The 16,596-nt window shown below is 64.9% G+C and carries 17 protein-coding genes; 5 read left to right on the top strand and 12 right to left on the bottom strand.

The genetic code is table 11. The features are described from left to right. Position 1: 1 nt before the first annotated feature. The 4 genes from FJ425_RS28460 to FJ425_RS28445 all read right to left on the bottom strand — a co-directional run bounded on the left by FJ425_RS28460 (position 2) and on the right by FJ425_RS28445 (position 2,437). Positions 2-427 carry a DUF1178 family protein gene (locus tag FJ425_RS28460; protein ID WP_140632792.1) on the bottom strand — a complete coding sequence of 142 codons (426 nt, stop codon included), beginning with the start codon at positions 425-427 and terminating at the stop codon, positions 2-4. After that, entirely contained in the window at positions 424-1,290 is an 867-nt protein-coding gene (locus tag FJ425_RS28455; RefSeq protein WP_140632795.1) for a carbon-nitrogen hydrolase family protein, read from the bottom strand. The genes FJ425_RS28460 and FJ425_RS28455 overlap by 4 nt, the downstream gene beginning before the upstream one ends. Before the next feature lie 2 nt (positions 1,291-1,292). Next, complete coding sequence (gene grxC / locus FJ425_RS28450; protein ID WP_140543583.1) at positions 1,293-1,562, bottom strand: glutaredoxin 3; 270 nt, start codon at positions 1,560-1,562, stop codon at positions 1,293-1,295. Between the two features lie 74 nt (positions 1,563-1,636). Continuing rightward, a complete protein-coding gene (locus tag FJ425_RS28445; protein WP_140632798.1) occupies positions 1,637-2,437 on the bottom strand; it encodes a ComF family protein in 801 nt (266 codons plus the stop codon). Positions 2,438-2,502: 65 nt separating this feature from the next. On the opposite strand from FJ425_RS28445, the gene FJ425_RS28440 reads away from it, so the two are divergent. After that, a complete protein-coding gene (locus FJ425_RS28440; RefSeq protein ID WP_140727525.1) occupies positions 2,503-3,375 on the top strand; it encodes a methyltransferase domain-containing protein in 873 nt (290 codons plus the stop codon). A 17-nt stretch (positions 3,376-3,392) separates the two neighbouring features. Here the strand turns inward: FJ425_RS28440 and FJ425_RS28435 are convergent, their stop codons facing one another. From FJ425_RS28435 to argJ, 5 genes are all read right to left on the bottom strand, one after another. Beyond that, entirely contained in the window at positions 3,393-3,572 is a 180-nt protein-coding gene (locus tag FJ425_RS28435) for a Flp family type IVb pilin (RefSeq protein WP_140543577.1), read from the bottom strand. Between the two features lie 111 nt (positions 3,573-3,683). Further along, positions 3,684-4,001, bottom strand: a complete 318-nt coding sequence (locus FJ425_RS28430; protein WP_140632803.1) for a hypothetical protein — start codon at positions 3,999-4,001, stop codon at positions 3,684-3,686. A 164-nt stretch (positions 4,002-4,165) separates the two neighbouring features. Continuing rightward, positions 4,166-4,588: a (deoxy)nucleoside triphosphate pyrophosphohydrolase gene (locus FJ425_RS28425; RefSeq protein WP_140543571.1), complete on the bottom strand. Its 423-nt coding sequence runs from the start codon at positions 4,586-4,588 to the stop codon at positions 4,166-4,168. Then, positions 4,585-5,364 (bottom strand): GNAT family N-acetyltransferase, encoded by a 780-nt coding sequence (locus FJ425_RS28420; RefSeq protein WP_181170685.1) that lies wholly within the window; start codon positions 5,362-5,364, stop codon positions 4,585-4,587. The genes FJ425_RS28425 and FJ425_RS28420 overlap by 4 nt, the downstream gene beginning before the upstream one ends. Further along, positions 5,364-6,605 (bottom strand): bifunctional glutamate N-acetyltransferase/amino-acid acetyltransferase ArgJ, encoded by a 1,242-nt coding sequence (argJ, locus tag FJ425_RS28415; RefSeq protein ID WP_140727523.1) that lies wholly within the window; start codon positions 6,603-6,605, stop codon positions 5,364-5,366. The genes FJ425_RS28420 and argJ overlap by 1 nt, the downstream gene beginning before the upstream one ends. A 191-nt stretch (positions 6,606-6,796) precedes the next feature. Between argJ and FJ425_RS28410 the strand changes: the two genes are divergently transcribed. After that, positions 6,797-7,390 carry a TetR/AcrR family transcriptional regulator gene (locus FJ425_RS28410; protein WP_140727521.1) on the top strand — a complete coding sequence of 198 codons (594 nt, stop codon included), beginning with the start codon at positions 6,797-6,799 and terminating at the stop codon, positions 7,388-7,390. A 60-nt stretch (positions 7,391-7,450) separates the two neighbouring features. On the opposite strand, the gene FJ425_RS28405 is transcribed toward FJ425_RS28410, so the two are convergent. Further along, the gene (locus FJ425_RS28405; RefSeq protein ID WP_140727520.1) at positions 7,451-8,368 is read right to left on the bottom strand and encodes a peptidylprolyl isomerase; all 918 of its coding nucleotides are present in this window, start codon (positions 8,366-8,368) and stop codon (positions 7,451-7,453) included. 263 nt (positions 8,369-8,631) lie between these two features. Between FJ425_RS28405 and secA the strand changes: the two genes are divergently transcribed. Continuing rightward, positions 8,632-11,361 (top strand): preprotein translocase subunit SecA, encoded by a 2,730-nt coding sequence (gene secA, locus FJ425_RS28400; RefSeq protein ID WP_140727518.1) that lies wholly within the window; start codon positions 8,632-8,634, stop codon positions 11,359-11,361. 186 nt (positions 11,362-11,547) lie between these two features. Here secA and FJ425_RS28395 read toward each other — a convergent pair whose 3' ends face one another. Continuing rightward, positions 11,548-14,133 (bottom strand): LuxR family transcriptional regulator, encoded by a 2,586-nt coding sequence (locus tag FJ425_RS28395; RefSeq protein WP_140727516.1) that lies wholly within the window; start codon positions 14,131-14,133, stop codon positions 11,548-11,550. A 243-nt stretch (positions 14,134-14,376) separates the two neighbouring features. Between FJ425_RS28395 and FJ425_RS28390 the strand changes: the two genes are divergently transcribed. Beyond that, positions 14,377-14,649 carry a DUF4242 domain-containing protein gene (locus FJ425_RS28390; RefSeq protein ID WP_095767571.1) on the top strand — a complete coding sequence of 91 codons (273 nt, stop codon included), beginning with the start codon at positions 14,377-14,379 and terminating at the stop codon, positions 14,647-14,649. A 516-nt stretch (positions 14,650-15,165) separates the two neighbouring features. Further along, positions 15,166-15,618, top strand: coding sequence for a hypothetical protein (locus FJ425_RS28385; RefSeq protein WP_246678049.1), 453 nt, complete (start codon positions 15,166-15,168; stop codon positions 15,616-15,618). Between the two features lie 106 nt (positions 15,619-15,724). On the opposite strand, the gene FJ425_RS28380 is transcribed toward FJ425_RS28385, so the two are convergent. Then, positions 15,725-16,585 (bottom strand): restriction endonuclease, encoded by an 861-nt coding sequence (locus tag FJ425_RS28380; RefSeq protein ID WP_140727513.1) that lies wholly within the window; start codon positions 16,583-16,585, stop codon positions 15,725-15,727. Positions 16,586-16,596: the final 11 nt, after the last annotated feature.

The raw sequence follows: 16,596 nt of genomic DNA, 5'->3' as shown, positions 1-16,596 counted from the left end.
CTCAGTTCCGGTCGTCCGGAAAACTTGGGATCGGCATGAACTCGACGCCATCCTCGACGAGACTCCGCGCCTCTTCGGGCGTCGCTTCGCCGTAGATGCCACGCGGATCGGTCTCGCCGAAATGGATCTTGCGCGCTTCCTCGGCGAACTTGTCGCCGACATAATCGGCATTCTCGCGTACCTTCTCGGCCAGCGCCTTGAGCTGCGCCAGCGCCTGCTTCTGCGCCTCGCCAATGGCCAAAGCGACCTTCTCTCGGCTGCGGGACGTTGAGACGGCAGGCGCCATCAGCGCCTTCTCTATCCGGTGCGAGCCGCAGCGCGGGCAATCGACGAAACCGCGCTTCTTCTGGGTGTCGAAGTCGTCATTGCTGCGGAACCAGGCTTCGAATTCGTGCTCGTGTTCGCAGATCAGGGAAAACCGGATCAAGAGGCGGCACCCCTGAAACGCGGCGCTTCGCTTGTCCCGGCATTGACGGTGAAATCCCGCGCGTTCTTCAAATTGGGGATCTTGCGGCGCGCGGCAAGCGACTGCGCCGGATCGATCTCGGCGACAATCACGCCGGGCTCGTCATGCGCGGCCTCGGCGAGGACGCGCCCCCACGGATCGACGATCAGCGAATGGCCATAGGTTTCGCGCCCGTCCTCATGCAGGCCGCCCTGCGCGGCGGCGACGACATAGGCGCCGTTCTCGATGGCGCGGGCGCGCAGCAGCACATGCCAATGCGCCTCCCCGGTCTGGCGCGTGAAAGCGGCCGGCACCGTCAGCACCTCGGCCCCGGCCATCGCCTCGGCGCGAAACAGTTGCGGAAAGCGCAGGTCGTAGCAAACGGCAAAGCCCAGCCTCGTCCCCTCGATATCGGTCACGACCGCTTCCGTTCCCGGCTCGTAGGAGGCGGATTCACGCCAGCTCTCGCCATTGTCGAGGTCGACATCGAACATGTGGATCTTGTCATAAGCGGCGATCAGGGCACCGTCTGGCGAGAACAGGAACGCGCGGTTAGCGAGCTTGCCGTCGGCGCGCAGGATCGCCGTCGAGCCGACATGCAGATGAATGCCGAGCTCCTTCGCCAGCCTGCGCGCGGTCGCGACGACCACGTCCTTGTCTTCGGTGGTGAAGGCCGCCGCCCCCGCCTGCTTGTCGCGGATCAGCGCACCGGTCATTTCCGGCGTCTGGACGTAGGTCGCGCCCTGATGTGCGGCATCGCGGACCAGCCTTTCCATGTCGGCCGCATTGCTCTCCGGGCTGGTCCCCGAACGCATCTGCACCGCCGCCGCCTTGAAAACACCCATGATCAAGCCCTCGCTTCGTTGGCAAGCAGCACGTCCAGCCGCCCCTGCGACTCCAATTCATGGAGATCGTCGCAGCCGCCGACATGCGTATCGCCGATGAATATCTGCGGAAAAGTGGTGCGCCCATGCGCCCGAGAAATCATTTCCTGGCGCAATTTCGGCGAGAATGAAGCGTCGTGCTCGGTATAGGTCACACCCTTGCGCTCGAGCAACCGCTTGGCGGCCGTGCAATAACCGCACATCATGCGCGTATAGATCGTCACATCGACCATCAGCAAAATCCTGCCTGTGCAAATCGCCCAACGCTTGTGCGTAAACGACCTGCACCGAAACAACAACTTAAGCACTATATAGTTGCAGACTCATCGGCTCGGAAGTCCCCCGGCAGGACGCGCGCGAAGGTCAGCACGTCGACCGCGCCGGCGCCGCCTTTCTTCAGCGCCTTGGTGACGGCCCGCACCGTTGCACCGGTGGTATAGACATCGTCGACCACGAGCACCCGGCGCCCCGCTATCTCGATTTCGGCGTCCGGCGGCACGCGAAACGCGGCGCGAACATTCTCCTCGCGCTCGTGCCGTTCGAGCCCGACCTGCTGGCGTGTCAGCTTCACGCGCCTGACCGCGGATGGCGAGAAGGGCAGCCCGCTGAGCTTTGCAACGGCCCGACCGAGTTCCGCGGACTGGTTGAACTGGCGCCGGAAGAAGCGCCGCCAATGCAACGGCACCGGCACGACCAGGTCGGCCTCCGCAATCAGCTCGGCGCCGGCCCGCATCATCCAGTTTGCCATCCAGGGCGCGAGGTCGGTGCGGTCCTGATATTTCAGCCCTTGCACCATCTGCCGCGCGACGCCCGAATAGAGGACGGCGGCCCGCGCCCGCTCGAAGGGCGGCGGATCGGCGATCGCCTCGGCGCAAAGAAACCCCTCGCCCATGTCGTGGGTGAAGGGCGTGCCCATCACCGGGCACCATGGTTTTTCCAGCAGCCTAAGCTTCGGCCAGCAGGCGCCGCACAGCACGCCGGGTTGCGACACATGACGACGACAGCCGGCGCAAACCGGCGGAAACAACAGGCGCGCCGGCCAGGCCAGTGCCTGCCGCGTCATATCCTGGACCGCTATGGTCTTGATCTTGCGCACCGGATCGGCCACGTGAAAGGAAACCCCGCGCCACCTTAACACCACTCAGGCACGCGCGGACAACAGGAAGCTTTTCATTGCAGCCCTTGATCGACACCGAGCTCTGGCTCGCGCGCAAGCGCCGGGCACTCGCGCGCCCCGTCGAAGGCGCCGATTTCCTGATGCGCCGCGCCGCGGAGGATCTTGCCGACCGGCTGGGCGCCGTCGAACGCCGCTTCGGCAAGGCGGCCGCGCTGTTTTGTCAGACTTCAGCGGCCGTGGACGTGCTTGCCGGCAGCGGCAAGGTCGGCGAAATCGTGCGCGTCGAGATGGACGAAGCGCTTCTCGCCGGCAGCACCGGCCTGGTAGCGCCGCCTGAGACCGTGCCGTTCGAGGAGGCCAGCCTCGATCTCGTCGTCTCCCTGCTGTCGATGCATGCGATGAACGACATTCCCGGCGTGCTTGCGCAAATCCGCCGGGCGTTGCGACCGGACGGACTTTTCCTCGGCGCTTTCGCCGGCGCGGGCACATTGGCGGAATTGCGCGAGAGCATGCTGGCGGCCGAGACGGAGCTTTACGGCGGCGCAAGCCCGCGCATCCTTCCCTTCACCGACGTGCGCGACGCGGGCGCGCTGTTGCAGCGCGCCGGCCTGGCATTGCCGGTCGCCGATGTCGAAACGGTCGCGGTGCGTTATGACACGCTGTTCGATCTCGCCGCCGATCTGCGCGCCATGGGCGAAACAAGCGCGCTCGTCGATCGCAGCCGCAGGCCCGCCGGCAGACGGCTTTTTGCCCGCGCCGCGGAACTCTACGCCGAGCGGTTCGCGGATCCGGATGGCCGTATCCGAGCAAGTTTTTCGATTGTCTGGATGTCCGGCTGGGCGCCCGACGCCTCGCAGCAAAAGCCGCTCAAGCCGGGGTCCGCCAAGGTCTCGCTCAAGGCGGTCCTGGAGAACCCGTCCAGGACCTGAGTGCGCTCGTGATGCCGTCAGTGAGCGAAGGCGTTGGCAAGCTTGCTGTTGTTGTCGGTGAACAGCCACACCAGCCCATCTGCCGCCTGTTTGACCCCGGCGATGATGGCCAGCGACAACACCACGACGATCAGGCCATATTCGACGGCCGTAGCGCCCGTTTCGTCTTCAATGAATTGCTGCAGCAGGTTTTTCATGATCATCGATCCCTCATGCAGAAACTCTAATGTCCTACCTGTTAAGAAAGGTTAACGGTAAAAGCTTAACAGCGAGTGAAACGCCGTCGCGGCGAAAAATCATTAACCAAGTCAGCACTCGCCGCTGCGGCTGCCGTCATTGCGGATGACGCAGATTGAACTGGGAAAGGGCTGCAGCACGCTGCGGCGCACCGTATATGTATTCCGATGGCCGATCGATCCGGTCGCGGTCATGTCGAGCCCGCCCGCGAAGCCGTCGCGAGCGCTCTGCGGCCGGGTCTGGTTGTCCAGGAAAGGCGTTGCGATCAGCGCCAGCGCCACCGCCGCCGAGCCGAAGAGAAGCGTGATCCGCAGGATGCCCATGCCGGCATCCACCGCGCGAAACCCCCGGTCGGGCCGGATCGAATCCCAGTCTCTTTCAAGGCTCATGCCGTGTTTCCCAGTCATCGACGATATCGCCGCGCGAAACGGCCTCGCGCAATTTTTCACGTCGAGATAAATCTTCCATTAACGCTGACTAAACCAACTCCCGGAAACGTGCGGAAACCCTCCGCCGTCCGGAAACGGTGACCTGCTGCCAGGTCGGCGCGAAACTACAAAAGATCGATGAGGAACTGGATCAGCGGCGCGTCGGCCGGCGGCATCGGATAGTCGCGCATCTGCCGCGGTCTGACCCATTTGAGCCCTTGTCCTTCCCTGGGCTGCGCGATCCCGCGAAAGCGGCGGCAGACATAAAGCGGCATCAGGAGATGGAAATCGTCATAGGAATGGCTGGCGAAAGTGAGCGGCGCCAGGCACGGAATCTCGGTTTCGATGCCGAGTTCCTCATGCAGCTCGCGGACCAGGCACGCCTCCGGCGTCTCGCCGGGCTCGACCTTGCCGCCTGGAAACTCCCACAGGCCGGCAAGCTGCTTGCCTTCCGGGCGCTGCGCCAGAAGCACGCGCCGGTCAGTATCGACCAGCGCGCAGGCGGCGACCAGCAGCAGTCGCTTTCCGGCCGGTTTGACCTCGCTCATGCGCCCGGCGGCCGTCGATAGTGGTAGCGATAGACTTCCTCGAAGCCGAGCGACCGGTAGAGCGAGAGCGCCGGCGCATTGCCGGCCTCGACCTGCAGCCAGGCCTCACGCGCGCCGCGCAGCCTTGCCCATTTCAGCGCCGACAGGATGAGATTGCGGCCATGGCCCTTCTTGCGCGCCGACTTTTCGGTAGCGACCTCGAACAGACCCGCGAGATCGCCGTCATGAACGCAGATCAGCGTCGCCAGCGGCTCGTTGCCGTCCTCGAGCGCGAACAGCCCCGCTTCCGGCTGGATGGCGCCGATGACCTCGGACAGGCCGGGCCGCAGCGAGGCGTCCGAGCCGCTCGTCCTCAGCGAGGCGCCGATGAAACGGCTGATGTCCTTGAGCGGAATCTGGTCCATGGCCGCGCCAAGCTCGACCTCCTTCAGCGGCAGCCGCATCACCAGGGATTCGTCGAACATGTTCCAGCCGGCCTTGTCGAGATGCGTGGACAACACCTGCCCCGACAGCGGCGACATGCGAAAGGTCAGCGGCCGGCCATAGGCGTCGAAGCGTCTTGCGGCGCGGCCGATGCGCTCTTCGATGGCGTGGGTGTCGCCCGGATCGAGCGGATTGACCGAGTTGAGGCGCTTGGCGGGGAGACCTGCGGTCAGCCGCACCACCCAGGTCCCGTCATAATGGACGGCGGCCGCCGGCCAGGCGCGAAAACCCGCCGCCTCGTAGCGACGCACGACCGCGAGCACGCTTGCCGGATGCCTCGACACCGGCGCCATCAGCTCCGGTAATCGCCATTGATGGCGACATATTCCTTGGTGAGGTCGCAGGTCCACACCGTCGCCTTGCCGCGGCCGATGCCGAGATCGGCGCGGATGCGGATATCGTCGCGCTTCATATAGGCCGAGGTCGCTTCCTCCGAATACGCCGGGTCGCGCTCGCCCTCATGCGCCAGGCGGTTGTCGCCGAACCAGATCGACAGCCGGTCGCGATCGGCCGGCTCGCCGGCCTTGCCGACGGCCATGACCACGCGGCCCCAATTGGCGTCTTCGCCGGCGACGGCCGTCTTGACCAGCGGCGAGTTGGCGATCGACAGCGCGATGCGCTTGGCCGAGCGGGCGGACTTCGCGCCGGTGACGGTGACCTCGACCTGCTTGCGTGCGCCCTCGCCGTCGCGCACCACCTGCAGCGCCAGCGACTTCAGCACCTTGCCGAGCGCCCGGCGGAAGGCGCCGAGCCGCGCGTCCTTGGGATCGCCGATTACCGGCGCGCCGCGCGCCGCGGCCTTGCCGGTGGCGAAGAAGAGCAGCGTGTCGCTGGTCGAGGTGTCGCTGTCGACGGTCACCGCATTGAAGGTCTTGGCCGTGCCGCGCGACAGCAGGTCCTGCAGCACGGGGGCGGCGATCGGCGCGTCGGTGGCGATGAAAGAGAGCATCGTCGCCATGTCGGGCGCGATCATGCCGGCGCCCTTGGCGATGCCGTTGATGGTGACGTCGGTGTCGCCGAGCTTGACCGTTGCCGTCGCCACCTTCGGATAGGTGTCCGTGGTCATGATCGCCTTGGCCGCCTCGGTCCACTGATCCGGCCTGCCGTCCTTGACCAGGCCGGCGAGCAGATGGCTGAATCTGGTCGTGTCAAGCGGCTCGCCGATCACGCCGGTCGAGGCCAGGAACACCTCGCTCTCGGAGCATCCGGCGGCCTTCGCCGCCGCCTCGCCGGTCAGCGCGGTCGAAGCCTGGCCCTTCTTGCCGGTGAAGGCGTTGGCATTGCCGGAATTGACCACCAGGACACGCGCCTTGCCGGCGGGCAGGTTCTGACGGCAGAAGTCGACCGGCGCCGACGGGCATTTCGACCTGGTGAACACGCCGGCGACAGCCGTGCCCGGATCGAAGGCCATGGCCAGCAGGTCGGTTCTGTTGCGGTACTTGATACCGGCTTCGGCGGTCGCGATGCGCACACCCTCGATGACCGGCATCTTCGGATATTTCTTCGGTGCGAGCGGCGAAATCGTAGCAGACATCGGTATCCCGGAGCGGCAAGAACACGAAAGGAAGGAAGCCGGTTTGCCCGATAGCGCGCGCCGGCGCAAGAGGCGTTCTGGCCGCGCCTTCCCGGCTTGGCCGGCGGCCTTGCAATTGGAAACACGTCGTTTCGTTTCGTCGCCGAAGCCAATATGATCGGCTGCAGATTCACCGGCCAAGGAAGACCTCGATGGGCGAAGCCGCCGCTCGCGGGCGCAAGTCGATCGGCGCAAAACGCAGTCCCGAGAGCGCCGATGCCATCCTCAACGCCGCCGAGGCGGTGTTGCGCGAGGCGGGCTATGCCGGCTTCTCGATCGAGGCCGTCGCCCGGCGGGCGCGGGCGGGAAAGCCGACCATATATCGCTGGTGGCCGAGCAAGGCGGCCCTGCTGATCGAGGTCTACCAGCGGCAGAAGCGCGTCGAGACGCCCGACACCGGAAACGTCGAAGACGATCTGGCCGGCTTCCTCGAGAACCTGTTCGCGCATTGGCGCGACACCCCGTCGGGCAACATCTTCCGCTCGCTGATAGCAGAGGCGCAGTCGGACGAGACGGCCGCGGCCGCGCTTGCCGAATATTCAAAAGGACGCCGCAGCCATACCGGCCGGATGATCGAGCGCGCCAAGGCGCGCGGCGAGGTGGCGGCCAACGTCGATGCCGGGATCGTCGCTGACCTGGTCGCTTCCTTCGCCTGGCGGCATCTTTTGACCGAACGGCTCGACGAGGACGCGGCGGCGATCCGCGCCGCCATACGCTACATCACGCGGGGCATAATGAACGCTTGACCCCCGAATGCTAAAAGGGCGCCCGAAGGCGCCCTTTCAAAACATCCAGCCGCAAGCGCACTACTTGCCGGCTTCCAGCGTGTCGACATCCTTCTTGAGCTTCTCGTCCGGAATATCGACCTTGGCGGCCGCGCGCAGCTCCTTGACCATGGCGAAATACTTGTCGCGGATCACCGCCTGCTTGGCCTGGTCCTTGACGTCGTCGAAGGCCGGCGGCTGCTTGGCGCGCTTGTCCTCGACCTTGATGACGTGCCAGCCGAACTGCGACTGCACCGGCTCCTTCGAATATTTGCCGACGTCAAGCGCGAAGGCCGCCTTGTCGAATTCCGGCACCATCTGCCCCGGGCCGAACCAGCCGAGATCGCCGCCGCTGGTCTTGCCGCTCGGGTCGCTGGTGTGTTCGTTGGCGAGCTTCTGGAAATCGGCGCCGCCATCGAGCTGCTTGATGATCGCCTCGGCCTCTTCTTTCGTCTTCACGAGGATGTGACGGGCATGGATTTCGTTTACCGGCGGCGTGTTGGCGATCTCCTGGTCATAGCGGGCGCGCACTTCGGCGTCCGTCACCTTGTCGACCACTTCCTTCTCGACGACCTCGCCGTGCAGGGCTCGCGCCTGCAGGAAAGCCATGCGGCGCTGGAAGTCGGCGTCCTTGTCGAGGCCGCTGTCGACGGCCTTCTTGGCCATGACGCGGATTTCGATCGCCGCCGAGAGGGCCGCCGCGCGACGCTGCTCAGGCGGCAGTTGCGCGAACTGCTGCGACAGTTCGCCTTCGGCGAGCCGAAGATCGGCCTCGGTCAGCGTCTCGCCATTGACGGTGGCGATCACGGCATTGGGATCGACCGGAGCAGCCGCGGGCGCCGTGGCGTCCGGCTGGGCGGGCTTGGTCTCTTGCGCCATCAGCGGCGACAGGCAAAGAGCCGAGAGCCCGAAGGCCAGACCGAGGCTGGCGAGCGAGGCGCGGCGGATCGACAGGGACATCAAGATAAACTCCAATGGGGATTGCCAATAAGGATCGCGTGAGCGGAAGGGTTCCAGATCAGTCGAATTGTGGCGGAATTTGGCGCTGCCGATAGGGCTAACGCGGCGTTGACATCGATTGAGCCCCCTCTTATCTGTCCAACGACTTGGCGTCCAGAACCGTTTTCCGGGCGCTTTTTGCGTTTGTCCGCACTCACGCGGATTTGATGGGCCCGCCAGGTGCCTGTCGCAAACGGCTAAATTGCTATCGAAAGGACCATTGGATGGTCAGTCTCGGCGGTCTCGCCCGTAAGGTTTTCGGTTCTTCCAACGACCGCCGGGTCAAGTCGACCCGGCCAAGGGTCGAAGCCATCAACGCCATGGAAAACGAGATGCGGGCGCTTTCCGATGCCGAGCTTGCGGGGCGCACGGAAAAGTTCCGCCAGGATCTGGCCAACGGCGCCGCGCTCGACGATCTCTTGGTTCCGGCCTTCGCCACGGTGCGCGAGGCGGCCCGCCGCGTGCTTGGCATGCGTCCCTTTGACGTGCAATTGATCGGTGGCATGGTGCTGCACAATGGCGGCATCGCCGAGATGCGCACCGGCGAGGGCAAGACGCTGGTGGCCACTCTGCCGGTCTATCTCAACGCCCTTGCCGGCAAGGGCGTCCACGTCGTCACCGTCAACGATTATCTCGCCACCCGCGACTCCGAATGGATGGGCCGGGTCTACAAGTTTCTCGGCCTCAGCGTCGGCGTCATCGTCCACGGCCTGTCCGACGAGGAGCGGCGCGTCGCCTACGCCGCCGACGTCACCTATGCCACCAACAACGAGCTCGGTTTCGACTATCTGCGCGACAACATGAAGTATGAGCGCGCGCAGATGGTGCAGCGCGGCCATTCCTATGCCATCGTCGACGAGGTCGACTCCATCCTGGTCGACGAAGCGCGCACGCCGCTGATCATTTCCGGTCCGCTCGAAGACCGCTCGGAAATGTACAACACCATCGACGCCTTCATGCTGAAGCTCAGCCCGGCCGACTATGAGGTGGACGAGAAGCAGAAGACGACGATCTTCACCGAGGACGGCACCGAGAAGCTGGAAAACATGCTGCGCGACGCCGGCCTGTTGAAAGGCGAGTCGCTCTACGACGTCGAGAACGTCGCCATCGTCCATCACGTCAACAACGCGCTGAAGGCGCATCTGTTGTTCCAGAAGGACAGGGACTACATCGTGCGCAACGGCGAGATCGTCATCATCGACGAGTTCACCGGCCGCATGATGCCGGGCCGCCGCTATTCGGAAGGCCTGCACCAGGCGCTCGAGGCCAAGGAGCATGTGCAGATCCAGCCGGAGAACCAGACGCTGGCCTCCGTCACCTTCCAGAACTATTTCCGCCTCTACAAGAAGCTCTCCGGCATGACCGGCACGGCGCTGACCGAGGCGGAGGAATTCGGCAACATCTACGGCCTCGAGGTCACCGAAATCCCGACCAACCTGCCGGTCATCCGCAAGGATGAGGACGATGAGGTCTACCGGACGGTCGAGGAGAAGTACAAGGCGATCGTCAGGGAAATCCGCGAAGCCAGCGCCAAAGGCCAGCCGACGCTGGTCGGCACCACCTCGATCGAGAAATCCGAGCAGCTGGCCGAGCGCCTGCGCAAGGACGGCTTCAAGGACTTCGAAGTGCTGAACGCCCGTCACCACGAGCGCGAGGCGGCCATCGTCGCCCAGGCCGGCAAGCCCGGCGCCATCACCATCGCCACCAACATGGCCGGCCGCGGCACCGACATCAAGCTCGGCGGCAATGCCGAGATGCGCATCGCCGAGGAACTGGGCGACATGCCGGCCGGGCCGGAGCGCGAGGCGCGGGAAAGGGAAATCCACGCCGACGTCGAACGCCTGAAGGAAAAGGCGCTGGCCGCCGGCGGCCTCTATGTTCTGGCTACCGAACGCCACGAATCGCGCCGCATCGACAACCAGCTTAGAGGTCGTTCAGGAAGGCAGGGCGATCCCGGCCGCTCGAAATTCTTCCTGTCGCTGCAGGACGACCTGATGCGCATCTTCGGCTCCGAGCGCATGGACGGCATGCTGCAGAAGCTCGGCCTCAAGGAAGACGAGGCGATCATCCATCCCTGGATCAACAAGGCGCTCGAGAAAGCGCAAAAGAAGGTCGAGGCGCGCAACTTCGACATCCGCAAGAACCTCCTGAAATATGACGACGTTGCCAACGACCAGCGCAAGGCGGTGTTCCAGCGGCGCATCGAGCTGATGGACGGAGAAGGTCTCGCCGAAACCATTGCCGAGATGCGCGAAGGCGTCATCGAGGAGATCGTCGCCAAGAACATCCCCGAAAACGCCTATGCCGAGCAGTGGAACGTCGCCGGCCTCAAGGAGGAAGTGGCGCAGTACCTCAACCTCGACCTGCCGGTCGAGGAATGGGTCAAGGAAGAAGGCATCGCCGAGGACGACATTCGCGAGCGCATCACGGCCGCCGCCAACGCCGCCGCCAAGGAGCGCGCCGACCGCTTCGGCCCCGATGTGATGAACTATGTCGAACGCTCGGTGGTGCTGCAGACGCTCGACCATCTGTGGCGCGAGCACATCGTCAATCTCGACCATCTGCGCTCGGTCGTCGGCTTCCGCGGCTACGCCCAGCGCGACCCGCTGCAGGAATACAAGAGCGAGGCCTTCGAGCTGTTCCAGGCCATGCTCGGCAATCTGGAGCAGGCCGTCACCGCGCAGCTGATGCGCGTCGAGCTGGTGCGCCAGGCGGCCGATGCGCCGCCGCCTGAAGCGCCCGAGATGTTCGGCAGCCATATCGACGGATCCACCGGCGAGGATGATTTCCAGGGCGGCGAGACCGCGCTTCTGGTACGTCAGGACAACGCCGTCGTCGCGCCGGAAAACCGCGATCCGAAGAACCCCGCGAGCTGGGGCAAGGTCGGCCGCAACGAGCTCTGCCCCTGCGGCTCCGGCAAGAAGTACAAGCACTGCCACGGCACGTTCGCCTGACGCCTATTTCCTTCTCCCCGTTCTGCGGGGTTGAGGAGTGGTCCGCGTAGCGGAACGAAAAGCCAATTGCTTGGCTTTTCGAACGACGAACGCCCGGAGCGATAGCGAAGGGCCGGCTGGTGCCCGAAGGGCGGATGAGGGGCAGCGCCGGGGCCGGCGGTTTCCTTCAGGCGCAGAAAACAAGCCTCACACCAGACCCGACGCGCGCGCCGCGGCCGCCGCCTCGCCGCGCGAGATGACTTCCAGCTTCTCCAGCACGGCCGAGACGTGGTGATCGACCGTCTTGGGCGAAATGGTCAGATGCGCGGCGATCTTCTTGTTGGAAAAGCCTCGCTCGAGAAGTTCCAGGACTTCCATCTGGCGCTGCGTGAGGCCGGCCTGGTTGGCGCGCGTCGCCTGTCGCGGCCCTCTCGCGATGTGACTGACGCCGCTTTCCCGCATAAGGCTGCGCGCCTGCTGCGCGACCGCCCTCGCGCCAAGGTCCTCGAAGATGGCGAGCGCCTCGCGCTGCGCCGCTTCGTCGCCGAGCAGCAAGGCCATTGCCTGCTCGAAAGGCGCCCCCATTTCGGCCCATAGCTTGGCGGCGGCGCGCCAGTCGCCCGTCAGTTGCAGGCGGTGCGGCTCCGCCATGCCCTCCGTGTCGCCGGGTTCGGATCCCGGCGACAACAGTTCCCGCCAGGTGGCAAGTTCGCCGAACACGGCCGGCGTCGGCGCGAGATTTTCGGCAATCGCGATCAGGCGCAAGGCTTCCTGCCTGTCGGCTTGTCCAAGCCAGGCCGATTCGGCCAGCACCTGGACAAACGCCACGAGGCGCTGCAGCTCCATGCCCTTGTCCAGGAACCGCCTCATCTCTTCGACGATCGGCTCGGCCGACGGGTCGCCGCGGCGGATGCGCAATCGTGCCAGCGCCACCAGCGACGGATAGCGCACCAGCGGCGTCGTTGCGTCGTCGTCGACAACCTCATGCGCCATTGTCGCGGCGTCGTTCCACAAACCGCGGCGAAGCAAAAGCTGCGCCTGCACGCCGCGCATATAGTCGCGCCATGTCGCGAGATCGTTCTCGACGCAATAGCCGATGCCGCGATCCAGGAACGATGCCGCCTCCTTGAAGTTGAGCCTGTTCATCTCGACGCAGGCGCAGTTCGTGAAGGCGCGCGCCGCATGCTCCTGATAGTTGCCCGACAGCGCAATCCCGAGGCTGCGGGCGAGATCGCGCCGCCCTTTGGCAAAATCCAGCCATTGTCCGGCGGCGCCGACATTGTTCAGCGCATGACATAGAATGTCCGCCCGGTTGAGCCGCTCCGCCAGCTCGACCGCCTTGCCGCCGAGCGAAAGCGCGTCCTCGAGCCGCTCGGCCAGCATCGCCAGTTGCGAGAGGTTCGAATAAGCCATCGCCAGCTCGGCACTGTCGGGCGCGGTCTCCAGAAGCTCCACGGCCTGCTCTCCGAAACGGTCCGCTGCCTCGCGATCGCCGAGCAGATAGGCAAAGCGCGACAGGCATCTGAGGCTGTCGCCTTCCTTGAGCCGGTCGCCCAGCGCCTGGCGCAGCTGGCGTGCCCGGCCCTGCGCTTCCATCGCCGCCTCGACGCGGCCGATCAGGTGGCACTCGAAGGCATGCCCTTCGTAGAGCTCCGCCCGCTTTTCGATCGGCAGGATATCCGCATAGCGCAGCGCGACCTCGTAATAGCCCGCCGCATCGCGATGCGCGCCGACGCGGGATGCCTCGCGCGCGGCAACCGGCGCCAGCTCGCGCACCACGTCCAGGCTTTGCGCTTCCACGGCATGATGCACCAGCCTTGCGGTGGCGACTTGCGGATTTTCCCGTAACGCCGCCAGCGCGCGCTCATTGTACTCGCGTCGTTTGCTGGGCGTCAGCGCCATCTCGATGGCCGTGCGGGCGATCTCGTGCCGGAAAGCATAGCCATCGCCGAAATCCTCGAGCAGGCCGTTGGCGACGCATTCGGCGAGCTGGCCGGCGGCGGCAATCCCGCAAAGGCCGCTCAGCGCCCAGGCGTCGGCGCGGCGCGGAAACACCGAGACCGCGTCGAGCATCGAGCGGGCGCCGGGCGACAATCTTTCGGCGCGCGCCAGCACGGCGTCGCGGACGCTCGCCGGCAACGCGCCATCGACTGTGGCGGCGAGCAGCTCGGTGACGAAGAAGGCGTTGCCCGCCGTTGCGCGGTAGATCGCGTCGCCGTCGCGCTCGGCCGCCGCCGCGAGCGAGCGCACCGCGCTTTCGCTAAGCAGCGGCACTTCTATGCGATGGATGTTGCCGGCCGGTATCTCGCCAAGCGCCCGGCGCACGCGCACCTGTCCTTCGCTCCGGTCGGTGCGCGCCGTGATCAGAAGCAGGATGTGCGTGTTTGCAATACGCCGGCCGAGGAAACGCACGAAATCGAGCGTCGCGTCATCGGCCCAGTGCAGGTCCTCGATGACGAGCAGGCAAGGACCTTTCGCTTCGAAGACGTCGAGCGCCTCGGAAAACAAGGGCAGCCGCTGCACCTGGCGGTCGTCGATCGCGCGCGGCGGCTCCCACTGCGCCTCGCGCGCCAGATCGTAAAGCGGCCCCAGGGGATCGGGAATGGAGAGATCCTCGCAGGCGCTGCGAAGCACGGTCAGACCCTTGCCCAAACGGCTTGCGAACGCCTCGGCCAGCGCCGTCTTGCCGGCGCCGGCTTCTCCCGACAGGGCCACGACGCGGCCGCGCCCGCCTGTTGCATCCGCCAGCAAGGCATCCATTTGCTGCAGCTGCGTCTGCCGTTCCAGAAGCATTGTCACTCTCTCGCCAAATCCGAATTTCCATCGTGGCGGACCGCCGCCGCGATAGAATGGGAAACGGCGCGACAATGTGACTTTCCACACATTGAGGTGCCATCTTCCACATAAAACGTCGCAAAGATAGGGATTCGTCCCGGCCAATATGGGGAATGGCTCCGATGCGCGCCTGCCGCGAAGGTGATTTCTGCTGGGTCGCGCTTGAACCGAGCGCAATTCACCAATGAAAGGAAACCGATCGTGCCTCGTTACCTGATTGAACGTACCTTCCCCGATGGGCTTCACGTGCCGATGAACGATGCCGGCGCAACTGCGATGGGCGGCGTCATCGCCCGCAATGCCGAGAAAGGCGTCACCTGGGTGCAATCCTTCGTCTCGCCGGACAAGAGCAAGAGCTTCTGCATTTACGATGCGCCGTCGCCGGAGGCGATCCGCAGCACCGCGCAGAAGAATTCGCTTCCCGTCGACAAGATCACGGAGGTCCGGGTCCTCGACCCCTACTTTTATCGCTGATCGGGCAGACCATGTTGGGCAGACCATACCCGTCGCCGGCGGACCTGACGCCGGGCCAGAGGACGAGGCTGTATCCGCCGCGGCGGACGTCGTCCCGTCATGGCGCGGCTTCATGCGACGGGCTGTGTCGGCGTTGCTTTCGCCGCTGCGAAACCGGCGACGCTTTCTGCCACCGCAGGACGACTACCTGAGACGCGACATCGGCCTGCACGAGCGGGAAAACCCGCGCGAATACTGGGAATATTGGTGGCATCACAGCTGATCCCGCACCCAGCAATTCCAGGAAGACTGCGCAGCAGTTTCCGTCCGGAATTGCGCAAAGCAAAGACTTGGAGCGGTTCGTTCGGTGAACCGCTCTGGTCGGGATCAGCGGCCATCCCTTTTACAGACAGGCGCCGCCGGCGTTCGGAGTTGGCCTACCGGCCGACCGCTGCCGCTTGCGCGCCTCAATTGGAGAGACAAATGAACATTCAGACCTTAGTCAAATGCGTTATCGGCGCTTCTGCCTCGATCATCATGCTGATGGCGGGCGCGGCCACGGCCGAAATCGTCAATCCGCTCGCCGAAAAGGTGCGGGCGCTCGACAGCCGCTTCGAGGATGTCGCGGTGGCAAAAGCCGAAGGCTACGCGCCGATCCCCTGCGCCAGCGGCCTCACCGGCGGCGCCATGGGCATCCACTACGTCAACGCCGCCTATCTGAAGGACGACGCCGTCGACGTCGCCAAGCCGGAAGCCGTGATGTACGAGCCGATGGCCGACGGCACGCTGAAGCTGATCGCGGTCGAATACATCACCGCTAAGGGCCCGGCCTCGCTCGAAGGCCACCTGTTCAACTTCAACACCGCGCCCAACCGCTACGGCCTCGGCCCCTTCTACGAGCTACATGTCTGGGCCTGGAAGCAAAACCCCACCGGCGCCTTCGCCGACATGAACCCGAACGTCTCGTGCGACGCGATGCAGGGGATGTAAGCAGCGCCTTTTCCTTCTCCCCGTTTCACGGGGAGAAGGTGGCCCGAAGGGCCGGATGAGGGGCAGCGCCGGCGATTGCGATTGGCTATTTGTGCGGGAAGGCTGCCTAGATTCCTTCGAAAGCGGCTTTATCCACGATCACTTCCTCGACCATCTTCACTCGTACGCCAATTTTCTGCTCTTTCAGGAGATCGCAAAGCCCGTCGCCGTCGATCAGATCGATAGCGGGCGCTCCGTCGCGGACAGCCTCGCGCCGCGCATCCGCTGTAAACGTTCCGGTGGTGATTATCAGGCCCTTGTCGGCGCGACCGACCATAGCGCCGCGGAAGTCGCGAACAACACCAGCACCAACCGATCCTTTCCAGCGCTTGCACTGAAAAAGCACGTGAAATGAAAGTAGGTTTACGCGCAGCACACCGGTCCCATCGATGCCGCCGTCGCCACTTCTCCCAGTCACCTCGACCTTGACGAAGCCTGCCTCTCGAAGAAGCCGCTGGCACAACCGCTCGAAGGCCGCAGGATCTAATGCCAAGAGAACGTCGAGCAACTGCTCGCGCCAATCCTTCAGGGAGATTTCTGCCGCTTCCGCTTCAGCCTCCACGCGTTCGGGGGCCACACTGGCCTTCGCTTTGCGCAAGACCGCGTCCGCTCGCCGCACGCGCCGCACGATCTCTTCCGGATCAAGAGACAGTGAGGCCCGACCTTCCGCAGTGAGGGTCCAAACTCCTCGCTCACTATTGTTGGTGAGGCCGGCATTTTTCAGCCAGCTTCGCGCCCAGGCGCAGCGATAGTCGAATCTCGATCTCGGCCCGTCGCCAACCAACACAGCCCGCGCCGCGTCGGAGATATTCATGAGCACGGCCGCCTTGTCGTCTATTTCTTCAATCGAAGCAGAGCCCCCGAGGACGTCCAGCGCCCTGAGAACCGGTACGAAGAACTCTGCGAACGGCGGAACGATTGCGTCCATGTTGTTCTACC

The sequence above is a fragment of the Mesorhizobium sp. B2-7-2 genome, from assembly GCF_006440775.1.
Taxonomy (GTDB): Bacteria; Pseudomonadota; Alphaproteobacteria; order Rhizobiales; family Rhizobiaceae; genus Mesorhizobium.
This window is presented reverse-complemented; position numbering and strand designations above follow the sequence as displayed.